This is a genomic window from Rubidibacter lacunae KORDI 51-2, from assembly GCF_000473895.1.
Lineage (GTDB): Bacteria > Cyanobacteriota > Cyanobacteriia > Cyanobacteriales > Rubidibacteraceae > Rubidibacter > Rubidibacter lacunae.
The window spans coordinates 15811-29939 of record NZ_ASSJ01000036.1; the positions used below are offsets into that span (position 1 = coordinate 15811).

The 14129-nt window shown below is 53.4% G+C and carries 15 protein-coding genes; 6 read left to right on the forward strand and 9 right to left on the reverse strand.

Annotation, left to right across the window (positions count from 1 at the left end; genetic code table 11):
• The first annotated feature begins 265 nt into the window (after positions 1 to 265).
• Positions 266 to 2104 (forward strand): ABC transporter ATP-binding protein, encoded by a 1839-nt coding sequence (locus tag KR51_RS06400; RefSeq protein ID WP_022606027.1) that lies wholly within the window; start codon positions 266 to 268, stop codon positions 2102 to 2104.
• Between the two features lie 61 nt (positions 2105 to 2165).
• On the opposite strand, the gene KR51_RS06405 is transcribed toward KR51_RS06400, so the two are convergent.
• From KR51_RS06405 to KR51_RS06415, 3 genes are all read right to left on the reverse strand, one after another.
• Entirely contained in the window at positions 2166 to 3032 is an 867-nt protein-coding gene (locus KR51_RS06405; protein WP_232214547.1) for an HAD family hydrolase, read from the reverse strand.
• Positions 3033 to 3088: 56 nt separating this feature from the next.
• Positions 3089 to 4351, reverse strand: a complete 1263-nt coding sequence (locus KR51_RS06410) for a dihydroorotase (RefSeq protein WP_022606029.1) — start codon at positions 4349 to 4351, stop codon at positions 3089 to 3091.
• A 270-nt stretch (positions 4352 to 4621) separates the two neighbouring features.
• Positions 4622 to 5299 carry a potassium channel family protein gene (locus tag KR51_RS06415; protein ID WP_040655414.1) on the reverse strand — a complete coding sequence of 226 codons (678 nt, stop codon included), beginning with the start codon at positions 5297 to 5299 and terminating at the stop codon, positions 4622 to 4624.
• A 430-nt stretch (positions 5300 to 5729) separates the two neighbouring features.
• On the opposite strand from KR51_RS06415, the gene KR51_RS06420 reads away from it, so the two are divergent.
• The 4 genes from KR51_RS06420 (at position 5730) to KR51_RS19330 (ending at position 7994) form a co-directional block, all read left to right on the forward strand.
• Positions 5730 to 5990, forward strand: a complete 261-nt coding sequence (locus KR51_RS06420) for a GlsB/YeaQ/YmgE family stress response membrane protein (RefSeq protein ID WP_022606031.1) — start codon at positions 5730 to 5732, stop codon at positions 5988 to 5990.
• A gap of 203 nt (positions 5991 to 6193) precedes the next feature.
• Positions 6194 to 7489, forward strand: coding sequence for an exodeoxyribonuclease VII large subunit (gene xseA, locus KR51_RS06430; protein WP_332254509.1), 1296 nt, complete (start codon positions 6194 to 6196; stop codon positions 7487 to 7489).
• On the forward strand, positions 7473 to 7742 hold the full coding sequence (xseB, locus tag KR51_RS06435; RefSeq protein WP_022606034.1) for an exodeoxyribonuclease VII small subunit: 270 nt from the start codon (positions 7473 to 7475) through the stop codon (positions 7740 to 7742). Before xseA ends, xseB begins: the two co-directional genes overlap by 17 nt.
• A gap of 114 nt (positions 7743 to 7856) precedes the next feature.
• A complete protein-coding gene (locus KR51_RS19330; protein ID WP_156914996.1) occupies positions 7857 to 7994 on the forward strand; it encodes a hypothetical protein in 138 nt (45 codons plus the stop codon).
• 141 nt (positions 7995 to 8135) lie between these two features.
• Here KR51_RS19330 and KR51_RS17360 read toward each other — a convergent pair whose 3' ends face one another.
• From KR51_RS17360 to KR51_RS06450, 3 genes are all read right to left on the reverse strand, one after another.
• Positions 8136 to 8579 carry a hypothetical protein gene (locus tag KR51_RS17360; protein ID WP_156914997.1) on the reverse strand — a complete coding sequence of 148 codons (444 nt, stop codon included), beginning with the start codon at positions 8577 to 8579 and terminating at the stop codon, positions 8136 to 8138.
• 415 nt (positions 8580 to 8994) lie between these two features.
• Positions 8995 to 9264: a TfoX/Sxy family DNA transformation protein gene (locus KR51_RS06445; RefSeq protein WP_022606037.1), complete on the reverse strand. Its 270-nt coding sequence runs from the start codon at positions 9262 to 9264 to the stop codon at positions 8995 to 8997.
• Complete coding sequence (locus KR51_RS06450; protein WP_022606039.1) at positions 9251 to 9661, reverse strand: VOC family protein; 411 nt, start codon at positions 9659 to 9661, stop codon at positions 9251 to 9253. Before KR51_RS06450 ends, KR51_RS06445 begins: the two co-directional genes overlap by 14 nt.
• A 380-nt stretch (positions 9662 to 10041) precedes the next feature.
• Here KR51_RS06450 and KR51_RS06455 point away from each other — a divergent pair, with 380 nt between their 5' ends.
• A complete protein-coding gene (locus KR51_RS06455) occupies positions 10042 to 10299 on the forward strand; it encodes a hypothetical protein (protein ID WP_022606041.1) in 258 nt (85 codons plus the stop codon).
• 133 nt (positions 10300 to 10432) lie between these two features.
• Here the strand turns inward: KR51_RS06455 and KR51_RS06460 are convergent, their stop codons facing one another.
• The 3 genes from KR51_RS06460 to KR51_RS06470 all read right to left on the reverse strand — a co-directional run bounded on the left by KR51_RS06460 (position 10433) and on the right by KR51_RS06470 (position 13963).
• Positions 10433 to 10939: a hypothetical protein gene (locus KR51_RS06460; RefSeq protein WP_022606043.1), complete on the reverse strand. Its 507-nt coding sequence runs from the start codon at positions 10937 to 10939 to the stop codon at positions 10433 to 10435.
• Positions 10940 to 11776: 837 nt separating this feature from the next.
• Positions 11777 to 13030, reverse strand: coding sequence for a glycosyltransferase (locus KR51_RS06465; RefSeq protein ID WP_022606045.1), 1254 nt, complete (start codon positions 13028 to 13030; stop codon positions 11777 to 11779).
• A 513-nt stretch (positions 13031 to 13543) separates the two neighbouring features.
• The gene (locus KR51_RS06470; RefSeq protein ID WP_022606047.1) at positions 13544 to 13963 is read right to left on the reverse strand and encodes a GFA family protein; all 420 of its coding nucleotides are present in this window, start codon (positions 13961 to 13963) and stop codon (positions 13544 to 13546) included.
• Positions 13964 to 14129 lie beyond the last annotated feature (166 nt).

The window sequence follows — 14129 nt, forward strand, 5'->3', positions numbered from 1 at the left end:
GCCATGCGGGGGTAAGGACCGAAGTCAGACCGGTTCCCAAAAGTCGCACCTGCCATGGAACGCCGCAAGTCCCTGTATGCCTCGATAGCGTCGCAGAGTCTGGATCGAGATCTGTGGACTAATGAGTCGATCGACCGATTGCACGGGGCGTTTTACACCTTTCGAGAGCGCGATCTACGCCTTTGGTTGAAGCGATCGCCAAGAGACTTGCGCCTAGCATGTAGCATGTTGTAGTACGCTGCCGACGCACGTTCGTCTCTCACCTATGGCTTCGCCTAAAGATTTTATCAACTACTTCCGTTCCTTCTGGCGCTCGGCCGTGCTGAGCATCGTTGCCGCCAGTACGTTCGAGATCCTCGACTTGTTGGTGCCCTATGCCATCGGGCAGACGATCGACGTCCTGGCCGAGCAGCCAGTCGATGCCCCCCTGCAGGAACTGAGCGCGACCGCGGCAAGCAGTCTCGGTTTAGAGCCAACACCGACCGTAACGTTGGGGGTGCTGATGGTGGTCGTGCTCCTCGTTGCCGTGGTGCGTGCGCCTTTTCAGCCCTGGCTGGCAGAGTGGTTTCACTGGGCGATTCCGCTGCGCGCTCGCCGCCAGCATGCCGAGCGCACCCTAGCGAAAATCCTCTCGCTACCGCTGGAGTACTACGACGAGAACAACCCGGGTCGGATCGCGCGGCGGGTCACGCGGGGCTTGGCCAACCACACTTGGACCTATCCGGAGATTGCCGGGCAACTCATCCCAAAGCTGGCGCGGGTCGCCGGTATTTTCATTGCTATATGGTGGATTGACTGGCGCATCGCGATCGCCTTCGGGATTTCGTTTGCAGGCATCGCCATCTACAGTATCAGCGGTCTGCGGACGATCGTGAGGCGCGAGGGGCGACTGGAGCGCTATATGGAAAACACCGAGAGTCGCACGTCTGAAATCGTCACCAACATTAAAACCGTTAAAGCTTTTGCTGCCGAAGATCGGGAAATGGAGCGACAGCGGCAGCGCTTGCGACGCGAGCTGGATGTCGTGCTCTACCGGATTCACCTCAGTTACGTGCGGCTCAGTACCTGGCAGCGCACGATCGTGCAGTCGAGCTTGTTCGGCGTACTGCTGATTACGCTCATTCCAACGGCCCGCGGCGAGATTTCCCTCGGTCACTTCGTCACCACCTTCACGGTTGCGAGCATGGCCTACGCCGAGCTGGACCCCCTGAGTTACCTGGCTGAATCCTTCGCACGTCGGTACATGTCGATGGTGCGCTTCCACGAGTTTTCGCAGCTTCCGGACGGACAGGATGCGGTGAACCTGGAGGCGGGACCGCCCGGTGCCAATCCGTATCGTTTCACCGGCAAAGTAGACTTCGTAGGGGTGAACTTCGGATACAACCGCGATCGCTTGGTATTGCGGGACATCAACCTGCAGCTCGAGCCGCGCCAAACAGTTGCACTCGTAGGGCGATCTGGGTCGGGCAAGAGCACGCTGGTAAAGTTGCTGTTTCGCTACTTCGAGCCCAACAGCGGTTGCATTCGCATCGACGGCACTGATATCCGGGACCTCGACGTGAGGCAGTACCGGCGACGACTGGCGATCGTCCACCAGGACGTGGATATCTTCAACGGCACGCTGCTAGATAACCTCATCTACGGCAACCCTCAGGCAAGCTTGACGCAGGTCGAGTCCGCCTGCCGGATCGCGCGCGTGGACGAGTTCTTGCCCGAGTTGCCCCACGGGTACTATACGGTTGTCGGCGAGCGCGGCGTGCGCCTGTCTGGAGGGCAGCGGCAGCGATTGGGCATTGCCCGTGCCCTCTTGGTCGATCCGGACGTGTTGGTATTCGACGAGGCGACGTCGAGTTTGGATTACGAGTCCGAACGCTCGATTCAGTTGGCAATGCGATCGCTACTGGGAACGCGGACGCTGTTGATTATCGCGCACCGCCTCAGCACGATCCGCGAAGCCGATAGCATCGTGGTGCTCGATCGCGGTGGCATTGCCGAAGTGGGGACCCACGAGGAGTTGCTGCAGCAGAGGGGGTTGTATCAGCGGCTGCACGCGCTGCAGGAGAGCGGGGATTTACATTCGCGATCGCCAGTCTGCGATACCTGACGTAACGCGAGTCGAGCGCGGGGGGAGCGCAATCAGGTTGGCAGAACCGCGGGGGGCCGACCTACACCGACGCGCTGAGCAGATGCCGTGCCTGCTTTACGGTAAAGCACGTGCCGTTCAATTCGCCGGCGATCGCGGTGGCGGGGCGGTCGGGATCGCCCAAGCAGTCGAGCACTAAACTGGCAGCGGCAAAGTTCTCAACGCGCGTGTAATCGTTAACGGTAACGACTGTTTTGAGGCCGGCCGCAATTGCCGCTTGCAGACCGTGGGGCGAATCCTCGATGGCAACGCAAGCTTTTGCCGGCAGTCCGAGGCGATCGAGCGCATAGAGATAAATATCCGGGGCGGGCTTTTTGTCCGGTACCACGTCACCCGCTGCGATGCAGTCGAAGCAGTCGGTCCCTTCTGGGGCAAGGGTCGCGCGGACTAACGCCTCGGCGCTGGGGAGCGCGCTCGTGGTGGCGATCGCCAAGCGAATGCCCGCCGCCCGTGCTTCCGCCAGCAGCCGCCGCACGCCCGGCCGCAGCGGAATCGAACCAGTTGCTACCAGCTCTTGGAAATGACGGGTTTTGTCGGCATGGAGCGCGGCAATAAACGCCTCACGATCGCCGGGCGGGATGAATTCGGGGCGATCGTGCTGCAGAAAGTAGCGCAAGCGTTCTTTGCCCCCCGCGATCGAGAGCAAGCGACCGTATTCTGCGACCGACCACTGCCAGTTGAGTCCGGCTGCCGCAAAGGCGCGGTTAAAAGCTACCCGGTGGCCGTCGCGTTCGGTGTCGGCAAGGGTGCCGTCCAGGTCGAAAATCAGGGCTTGCAGCATGGGGCGATCGAGGAGAAGGCGGACGCAACCAAAAACTGGAATGCAGGCGATGGAACGCGATCGCAACCGGCAATGGTGCAACCGGGCCAATGAAAGACTCGGGCTCATTCGGGGCGTGATTTGAGATTGACGCGCAATCACCCCTGCAGTCGAAGCCTGCTCCTCTACCAAACGCGCAGCACCTTGCCCGATAGCTGCGACCCCAGCCAGGGCGTGTTGCAACTTGCCGATACAAGCGTTCGGGGCGCAACCGTCCAAGGCACGCGTGGATCGAACAGGATCAGCTCGGCGGGGCTGCCTTCAGCGCACCGAGCAGGCACTAACCCCAGACAGCGACTGGGATTGGTGCTCAGCGCGCTCCACAGCTCCAGTGCCGTCCACTCGCCTGTTTCTACAAAAGTGTGCCAGAGCAGTGGCAGTGCCAGCTCCAGCCCGATCGCACCCGGCGGTGCATCGGCAAAGGCTACAGCTTTTTCTTCGTAAGTGTAAGGCGCGTGGTCGATCGCGATCGCATCGAGAATTCCCTGTTTTATGCCGCGCGCGAGGGCGAGCCGATCGTTTTCAGTCCCCAGCGGTGGCTCCAAGCGCCAGTTCGTTTCGTAGTTGGCGATCGCGGCCGTGGCATTTGCCAGTAGGTACATCCAGGAGGTGCTGGCCGTAACCGGGACGCCGCGTGTCTTGGCATCTGCAATGAGTTCTACGCCGCGCGCGGTAGAAATGCGCATGAGGTGGACGGGCGTTCCGATTGCTGCGATCGCCTCCAACAGCGCTGCTAGCCCGGCAGCTTCGGACATCGCCGGATCGCCGGGCAACCCGGCCCGTAGGGAAAGCACGCCTTCACGTATGACGCCACCTCCCCGCAATTGCAAATTCGTAGGGACGAGCGCCACGGGTTTGCCGAACGGCTGTACGTATTCCAACAAGCGCCGCACCAATCCCAAATGCTCCAGCGGTCGCCCGTCTGCAAAACCGACGACTCCAGCGGCAGACAGCTCGGACAGCTCTGTCATGCGATCGCCGTTCCCACCAACGGTCAGCGCCCCCCAAAACTTACAAGTGGTGTGGCGGTTGGGTAGAGCTGCCACGTGCTTTTGCAACCACACTGCACTGGCTGGATTATCCGTAGGGGGCTCGGTATCGGGCAAAATCGCAATGCGAGTAAAGCCGCCGGCTGCTGCTGCATCGATCAGCGTGACGAGGGTTTCGCGGTCTTCACGTCCCGGCTCACCGCTGTGGCTATACGGGTCGCTTAGGCCTGGAGCGAGCACTAATCCCGTTCCGTCGATAATCTCGGCATCTGCAGGCAGGTCGCAAATTTCTGGCGCGATCGCGGCGATCGTGCCATCGGTAATGCAGACATCGGCCGCGCGATCGGTGCCCGAGACGGGATCGAGGACTCGGACCTGGCGCAGGAGTTCGCTCTTCATGGCTGCGGCATGGAAATGGATCTGCCAGCGACGCCCCGGCAGGTTTACCCGCCTGGTGTGGGGAACGAGCACTAGCAGTTTGCGGCTATCGCGCTGCTGTCAGGGATACCAGTGTCAGTTTTACCAGACAGCTGTACCCGGCGATCGGTGACGAGCATCTGGACCGGAAGGTGGCGAACGTTTGTGTTTAACGGAGCACTGGGTTGTGAGGTTAGATCGCGCTTGCGATTCAAGTTGCTATTTCCCAGGACGAATCAAGCCATGTTGATATCAGTTGGTTTCGTCGAGTTCGCGGATGACGTAGAGGCTGACAAGCCGGGCAATGAAAACCGCCGGATATAGCAATCCGAGAATGGCCTCTAAGTTGGCTAGCGCGCGTACGAAACGGCTGACCGGTATTACATCGCCGTAGCCGAGAGTCGTCAGGGTGGTAAAGCTGAAATAGACCATGTCATAGGCACCATAAGCGGGGTCTGGCAAAGCAATCGCCGCGGGATCGAGTTCGCGCGCCGCGTCGAATATCAGCGACCATGCAAAACCAGCGAGCAGAAAGACGCAGACTCCTCCGCGGATGGTATCGCCAGTCACGCGAATGTCGGCAAAAATCTGCTGTACGATCGCGAGAGCTTCAATAGCTAGGGCGATTGCATAGACCAGATCGGCAATCGCGGCCGTCAGCGCCAACCCAGGGACATTCGATTCGAGGCGGGCAAACCCGTCGAGCCCGAATGCTAGGAGCGCCAAGCAACCGTAGAGTGCAAAAGTGGAGCGATTGATATTTCTGCCGCCGATGGCGAGGGCACTGGCGAGCAGAACCAGAGACGACAGCGCCAGCAGCTCGAACTTTCCGTTAGTCAAGAAGGGCGAAGTCAGCAGCAGTGCAACGCCGAGCACTAACAGTCGGGAATACTTCTGAGCAAAGATGTTGGCCGCTAACAGCAGCTTCATCAGCAAATTCGTCAAAACTACCTCAGTATAGGGGGAGACCAGTGCAGGGCATCTCATCCTGCAAAACAAATTGCCGTTTGCATTTCTATTGTTCATTCCCAATCGCACCCGTTGCTCCATCCCGGCAGCGATCGCGTAGAGCCTGCTGTTAGCTGGCAGCAAGGCAGGAGATGCTCTTGCTCGAGACAACACCCCTAATAGGGGTAGAGGTTCTTTTGTGCAGACAGCGGTCATCTCCGACGCACAAGATTTTTATTAAACGATCCGATACTTAATCAATGAATATGCGCAGCAGATAGAGCGAAAAAAATGAAACCATATCCTGCGAGCGGCGATTTACCTCGGGTCGCTGTTCCAACCTCTAGCTTTCGCGATCCACTTTTTTCAACTTGGTATAATTTTTGCGTCTAATCCAAGACCAGGAGCGGCGATGGGATTGCTGACGTGGGCGTTTTTGGGATTGATTGCCGGTGCGATCGCCCGTCGTTTGTATCCAGGGGAGCAGAGTGGCGGGTTGCTGATGACGATGCTGCTGGGCATTATCGGTTCGCTCGTGGGCGGCTGGCTCGGGCAAAAACTCTTTGGAGTGGGCGCAATCGGTTCGTTCACGTTCGGCGGCGTGCTCACGGCGGTCATCGGCGCGATCGTGGTGATCTTCGTTTGGGGGTTGCTCACCAAGCCGAGCGAATAACGTCACCGCACGATCGGTTTTGCCCGGCTCGGAAACGCAGTTGTTCGGTATAGAAGTTGCCTGAACTCGGCATCGGGTGAATGGTTATCAGCGCTCCAGTCGCCGAGATCGGTTGCCCAACGCAGGTAGTTTGGGAGCAGCGCGACTCGATCCGTTGAGGACGTTCGAGACTGGTTCGGCGACACGCAATCACCCCACTTGTCTTGGCAGTAGGGCTACTGAAGCTTTGGCGATCGGAGTTGATGCCGCGACGAACGGCTTGCGGTAACGTTGGAAAGCACGCAGCGATCGCGCGGATCGCTGTCTTGGAAATCTCGCCGTTCATGACCGTCGATCTCGACCTTCTGCCCGAAACCGCCCTCACCGTTGCCGGGCTGACCGATTACCTCAAGCTGCTGCTCGAAGCCGATCGCGAGCTGCAACAGGTTTGGGTTGTCGGCGAGGTGATTGCTGCTAGCGATCGCCCCATGGGCACGTTTTTTACCCTCGGCGAACCGGACGGCAGTGCGGTCCTGCGCTGCGTAGCCTGGAGCAGCCAGCGCGATCGCCTCGCTCAGCAGCCCGTTACCGGCGAGCAACTGTTCGTGCTCGGCGGCGTCCGCCTTTATAGCAAGCGCGGTGAATATCAATTGACGGTTTGGCAGGCTTTTCCTGCTGGGGCCGGACTGCAGTCCCTGCGCCGCCGGCAACTCCACGCGCGTCTAGAGGCCGAAGGACTATTTGCCATCGAGCGCAAACGCTCGCTACCCGCCCATCCCCACACGATCGCCGTTGTCACCTCGCCCGATGCCGCGGCCTGGGGCGATATTCAACGGACCGTTCGCCAGCGTTATCCAGGCGTCCGGGTGCTGTTATCCCCCGCGCTCGTTCAAGGCGATCGCGCTCCCGCCTCGGTGGCTGCAGCAATTTACCGCGTGGAACGCGACGGCCGTGCTGAAGTCCTGGTGCTGGCGCGCGGCGGCGGTGCCGTCGAAGACTTGGCGTGTTTCGACGACGAGCGCATCGTCCGGGCAATCGCGACCTGCTCCGTGCCCGTGGTGACGGGAATCGGCCACCAGCGCGACGAATCCTTTGCGGATCTGGTTGCTGATGGCAGTGCCCATACCCCTACGGCTGCGGCCGAGCGGGTGGTCCCGGACCTCACCCGCCTGTCCGCCGACCTGCAGCGCCTGCGCGATCGCGCGATCGCCGCTGTCCGCGCTCGCTGCCAATGGGAACGCGATCGGCACGAGAGGACGCGATCGCGCCTGCAGCAGTTGCCGACCTCCGCCCGCACCTTGGAGCGGGCATCGCGCCGCCTTCAGTCCCTGCACGATCGCCTGAGTGCCCTGGACCCGCGGGCAGTGCTCCGGCGCGGCTATGCGGCTGCTCGCCGTGCCGACGGAACGCTGGTGCGCTCAGCCGCCGAGGCTACGCCCGGCGACGAACTCGAACTCCAGTTGGGAACCGGTACGCTAATCGTTCGCGTTTTGGAAATTCACCATGCCGACGTCCCTTAACGACCAGCCGCTCGACTACGACCGCGCGATCGCCGACGTTGAAGCGATCGTCGACCAGATCGAATCCGGCGTGCTGCCGCTTGAAGAGCTGTTCGCACATTTCACCATTGCCGTCGAGCAACTGCACGCCTGCGAGCGATACCTCGCACGCGGTCGCGAGCAGATGGAACTGCTCGTAGAAACCCTGGACGACTCACCTGAGGACGGTGCTTCCAAACCCGAAGCGCACGCGTTGGAAGAACTGGATTTCTAGTACCGTTTTTGGGAGCAGATAGCTTGGAGAAGATTTGGGCGTCGCGCGATCGCAGGTATGTGATGCGTTTCACCTGTATGCCGATTTTATGCCGATCGCTCCAGAGCAGCGGGAGTGGGCAATCGCCTCAGCGTTCTCGACTGCGATCGCCTCAATGTCGAAATCCGTCTGCAGGCGAGGAGGACGAAGCGATCGCACCACCACAAACCTTACAGTCGCGGGGTCTGGGGCGTTGCGTTGAATGTGGAATAAGTTGAGGCGATCGCCTCCAAACCAACCAAGCCCTGGAACAACTCTGCAAGCGAGGCAGACACTGAGGTAAAAGGGCAGAAGCCTAACGTCTGGTTTCGGATGCGGACCGCCAAGTCTCACGCTGGGCAAAGCCCGACCCGCCTAATTTTGCTCGCAAGACGGACCATCATTCTGCAAATCCGTGTAAGGCGGTTCCACCTCGCTATTTACAATGTACTCCCGCAACAGTTGAATCTCATCTGTTGCCCCAGCTGATGGCGCTGTCCGTCCGCAGATGCCTGTGCCCAATTCGCCTTCAGAGTTGCGACTTGCATATACGAGGAATTCCGAGCCAACCTCGAACGCACTGTATCCACAAGCCGCACTACTGAGAGGGGTTACCAAATACTTATCACTGGGCTCAACACCTTTGAAGTTCTCAAGCAACTCAAAGGATACACGCCGTACCGGGAAGCCGAGCCGGACCTCCTCCATTTCCTCCATTGAAGTCACCGGTACCAGCATTGAAGTCACCCGTGCCAGAAACACAGCATCAGAACCTTCTAAACCCCTGAGCACCCCCTCCTCGAAGGTAAGAGGAAACATGAAACAGCTACATGCAAAAGCTGCGGGTGTGCCCAAGAGTATTGGCACGAGTGCCAACGTGAATCTGACTAGAAATGCTTTCATCTAGTTGTCACCTACGATTCTTTGGTTATGTCTAATGTTTGGGAGTAGAGCCAAGGCAATTTCGAACGCCTGAGAGGATTTAGTTCCGAACGTGAGCTCAGGCGACCCATTTGATTCGCAGTGAAGTTTTCCTCAAGAAGAATCTATTGCCCCCCAACAAACCAGTCTTTGAAAGAACTCTTAAATCAAAATGGTAAATGAGGAAAACGGGCGACAGCCTAAAGTCGAGCTTGGGGGCAAAGTAAAATAGAGTGTAGGTATTATTTTTGGCAAATTTTGCGTAGCAAGACACAGATTATCTGTGCTTCGATTCGTCTCTGTCAGCGCCTTGTTAGCCGATTTGTGCCTTGAGTTTCTGTTTTTTCTTCTCGCCGATTTTATCCCAATGTTCGTCAGTTAAAGCTCCTTCAAATGAATACAGATAATAACAAACTGGCAATATCTCATCCGGGTATCTCTCCTTGAGCATACGATGAGCGCCAACAGGGCTAGCTCGCCTTAAATCGTCTTCGGAAAATATGCCGATTTCATTCAACCGACAGGCAATTTTTTTGCCTATATTTTTGAGGTCGGTGAGATTCCTATTTCTAGTTGTAATCATTCTGATATTCTTCCGTAGGTTCTATAGACTGAACAATATCTAAATATATCCCGTTCGGATCCTGGACGCAGAAGTGACGCTGCCCCCAATCCTCAGACCGCAACTCAAGCACGATGTTGAGTGATTTAGATTTTGCCTCTTCGAACGCGACATCAGCATCTTCCACTTCTAAGCTAAAAATAACGCCTTCGCCAATATATGGCTTTTGAAATATTGGTGGTTGTGTAGAGTGACTTGGCAACAGAAAACCTATTTGAACTCCGGATTTTGAAACCAAGTGAATGTACCAATCGCCCGAAAAAGCAACATCAAAGCCAAGGTTCTCCGTATAGAAGTATTTCGCTGCATCGAGATTCTTGATCACAAACACGGGAAAAGAGCTTTTGGGTTCAATCATGTGTGACTCCTCCATTGAAGGTTAACGAAGAACATGAGCTAATTGCCCCAAAAAACCTGTTTTTGGATCTTGGCTGGCTACAATGACTTTTAAGTTTTACAGGATTCAGTTCCTTCCTTCATGAAGGCATGCCTCGCGTGCGTTGACCCCTAAAGTTTCGGAGGGCATCTGCGGCAGGGTCGGAAAACCGAGACGATTCAGCTCCATCCGTCTACTTCGGTGACCCCGTTAGATTCGTAGTCGCTCGCTTGCCACAAGAATAATTGAACGCCTCCAAACAAACCGATCTCTGAAATAATTCTTCAATCGAGATAGAGATTGATGAGATTGAACGGAAGCTCCTCAAGGAACATGAGCTAATCGCCAGAGAAATTTCGTACTTGGGTGAGCGCAACAGTGCTGACCGACTTCGGAAAACAGCTGCTGCGGGGGGGGGCATCGCGATCGACGTGGGGCTAATGGCAAAGGTCGCGACCGCTTGGCTGGCCGACCCGTCATGGAACGACCTCTACAAACTGGCAGAGTTTGTCGCTCTGTTAGCGATCGCTGCCCTTTTCAAAATCTGGTTCGGGCTTGACATGGTTATCGTGCAAGTGGTCATTGGCTGGATTCGACACAAGGGTTTTCTCTTTGAGTAACCCGCCCTCAAACCCACGTTATCTGCGACAGGGTTTGTTTAGACCAAGGTTGACACACAGTGAAGGCAGAAGCCTTACGTCTGGTTTCGGCTGCGGACCCCCAAGTCTCACACTGGGTATAAACCCGACCCGCCTATTTTTGTCCGCAAGCCGGACCGTCATTTTGCGAATTCGTGTTGGGCAGTCCCACCTCACTATGTTCAATGTACTCCCGCAACAGTTGAATCTCATCTGTTGCCCCAGCCGATCGGGCTGTTCGTTGGCAGAGCCCGGTGCCCAATTCCCCTTCAAGGTTGCGGCTTGCATATACGAGGAATTCAGCGCCAACCTCGAACCCGCTGTATCCACAGGCTGCACTACTGAGATTGGTCACCAAATAAGTATCACTTGCCTCAACACCTTTGAAGTTCTCAAGCAACTCAAAGGAGACACGCCGAACCGGGAAGCCGAGACGGCTCTCCTCCATGTCCTCCATTGAAGTCACCCGGGCCAGAAACACAGCATCAGCTTCTTCTACCCCCCTGAGCACACCCTCCTCGAGCGTATGAGGAAACGCGAGGCAACTACAGGCGAGAGCAGCGGGTGCGCCCAAGAGCATTAGCACTAATGCCACCGTGAATCTGACCAGAAAATTTTTCATTTAGTTGTCACCTAAAGTCCTTTGGTTACGTCTAACGTTTCGGAATTGAGCCGCCCCCGAACCGGAAGAACGAGAGAATTCGATTCCGACTTTCCTATCCAGGGAGCCGTTAGGTTCGAACTGGCTCGCTTAACTAAAGAATAACCGACCGCCCCGCAACAAGCCAGTCTCCGAAACAATTACTCGATTTAAATGTTTACAGAGGAGAACCAGCGAAATCCTGACGCAAAAACTAGCGTGGATTGAATCTAACAAACTGGAGCGGAAGCGAAAGAAGGAAAGAAACAAGCACGGCTGCGTCCCCTTGATAGATGTCACTAGGCGAGACATACTTATTACACCACGCTCATGTGCTTGGCAACAAAATCCTGTGAATGCTTGCAATCGGAACTAACGCCTACAAGTAGTCCATCCAGATCGACGGTATGGAATCGACGCCGACCATACTCCTCGTTACGTGGCTCTTGGGTAATTTCCAAACCCATATCAACAGCTCTCTAATAGAACTCGTCACTATGTGACTAACTTAATAAGGAATAACCGATTGCTCCTCCCATCAGACGAGTCTCTGACGCAACACCTCAGTTGCAATGCAAATTAAGGAGATCCGGAAAGAGCCTAACTCATGAAATAAATTGATTGCGGGCTGGAAAAGCTAAACATTTCGCTAAAAATTCCCACAATCCATAACGTTTCAATGAAATTTAGCTTTGTAATTCGCCTGAAACTTTTTATTATTTTCGGAATACGATATTGCAAGAAAATCAAACAACATCGCTTTGGATGAGCTAATGCTCTGAAAATTTTATTAGAAATTTGAGCAATGAACGTCAGCAATCAAGCCTCTACGATCGCTTTATAAATTTCTTCTCTAAAATCTTCTTTTTCCATGTGGTTTGCAATTTGCTCCGCAGTCTTTTTGAAGGAAATGTTGTTTATTAACTCAAGCACCTTCGGTTCTAGACTTTTCGTAGATATTTTTTCTATCTTTATCCCTTTCGGTCCGACACCCTTATCGAATAGGATTTTGTTCCATACGAATTGGTCAAGTATATGTGGAATAATCATGGTTGCACAACCATATTTCAGAGAAAGATGAGTTGTTCCTGAACCACCATGATGGATCGTCCCATAGATTCTAGGAAATATCCAGTCGTAGGGTACTCGAGAAACAAAGTATATCAACTCTGAAACAAATCCAACCGGTTTGACCAAACCACCAGATTCCGTATTAATTATGGCCGGGATATGGTTTCGTTCAAGTATTTCAATGACGATCTTTGTTTTTTCCTCTGATTCAGGATTGGTCATACTGCCGAAGGTAATGAATAAAATTTTATTATGCTTTTCTAGAAAGTCTATTAATGGACCATCTGGCTCCCAGTTTATAGTCTTCCTTCTCTGATGAAAGCCTAATACTTTTAGATTTTTGTGCCAATAAACGGGCCTTGAAAAAAGCGAGGATGAGATTGTATAAATTGCTTTATTCGATACAAGTGCATCTTGTACTTGTTCTCGTGTTATTTTCCTTGTAATCCCCAGCCATTTCTTGGCTATCATCACCGTTGTGACTAACCCGAAATTTGCCAATGAGTAAGTTAGTTTGTTTAGGAACGGACCGTAATTGCTATTGAAAGCAAGGTGGGTGCGATCTCTTACATAGTGCATGTACGGTAAAGGACTGATCCAAATAGTCTTTCCAAAATGACTCAAGCTCCAGATTATAGGGTAAACGGCTTTTCCGTTGTAGATAATTCTGTCAGGTTTTTCCTTTTCAACTAATTCATATTGACGGTTGAGCAGTTCTTTACTGGCATCTGTCTGATTCCTAGCAAGCCTTATAGTTGCCAGAAACTTCTCTAAGCCCGACCCTCTTCCACCCATGGCTAGTTTTCCATCGTTACTCTGTAACAACTCGATGAATTTCAACCCTAAGGAGACAAACTGCAGGTTTGACTCTTCAGCAAGGTTCCTGAACTGATCTGGGAATGCACAGATCGCCTGATGCCCTTTTTCTTGCAGCAATTCTCCAATTGCTAGAAAAGGTTCTATATCCCCTCGCGTCCCAATTGATATTAGGATTATTTTCATCGACTCTTGTATTTATCAAAAGAGGGCTAGGATGGGTTACCTATACTAATGGACGAGTATTATAGTAGGGCTTGAATCAGAAAATTTCATTGTAAAGTATCAAAAATAATTGGGGTATTTTTCGTGAAGTATCTCATTTCATTGAGCCAGACTATGTCTCTTTTAGAACTTCTTTTTTGATTTCAATATCTGCCTTCATAACCCACCTCACGATCCAAATATATTTTATGAGTTTTGCTATTTCTGGTGACTATCGTTCAGAAGCTTAGCAGTAAAAGGGTGGATAGACGAGAATAGTGAGTTATAACCTAAGGTCCAGCGCCAAGTTGGTTTCGAAGTGGGTCGCGTATTGAAGAATATCTGTTCTTTTCATAACAAGTTAGCCACTAAAACAAACCTACAGTTGGGAAAAATTTGAATATCGGCCGAATGCCTAATGTAAATTATCAGAGATAGCCAGCCAGCTAAACCGCCTACCTATTTGTCTGAATGCGTCTATAATTCGTTTAATTGTTAGATGCCATACTTTTCGATACACTCTGACTCAGACATATTATTTGTATCATTTGAAAAGTCATAAAATGCAGGCTTTTTGTCAACAAAAATCTGTTCGCTGAAAACAAATAAATCTTGATATTTGAAAAGCCCGGCTGGAATCATATGTAACCCACTCTCTTTTAATCGATAAAAAAGATGGCTCCCGCACTGTTTACAAAAACCTCGTTCCGCCCAGGAAGAAGAATCATAGACCGAAATGTTATCCTCTCCATCGAATAATACATTTGTGCCGCAGTTGACTACCATCAGCGGGCCGCCTCCCCATTTCCTACACATGCCGCAATGACAGGCACCTACATTATTACAAGCATTCTTTGCATAAAAACTAATTGCACCGCAAAGACATGACCCTTTGGCGTCGAATAACTCCGGCATCGTTGTCCTCTTTTTTAAACAGGTGAGTTACAAACTTTTTTCAATGGCTGACTGCAGCAAGGACAGAAAGGATACAAGATTGAGTTTCGTCTATAGGCTCATGCACCGAAATATGTTCGCAAAGGCTTTCATACCAGAAGAATAGTAGATTTCTTCCCAGCAAGCC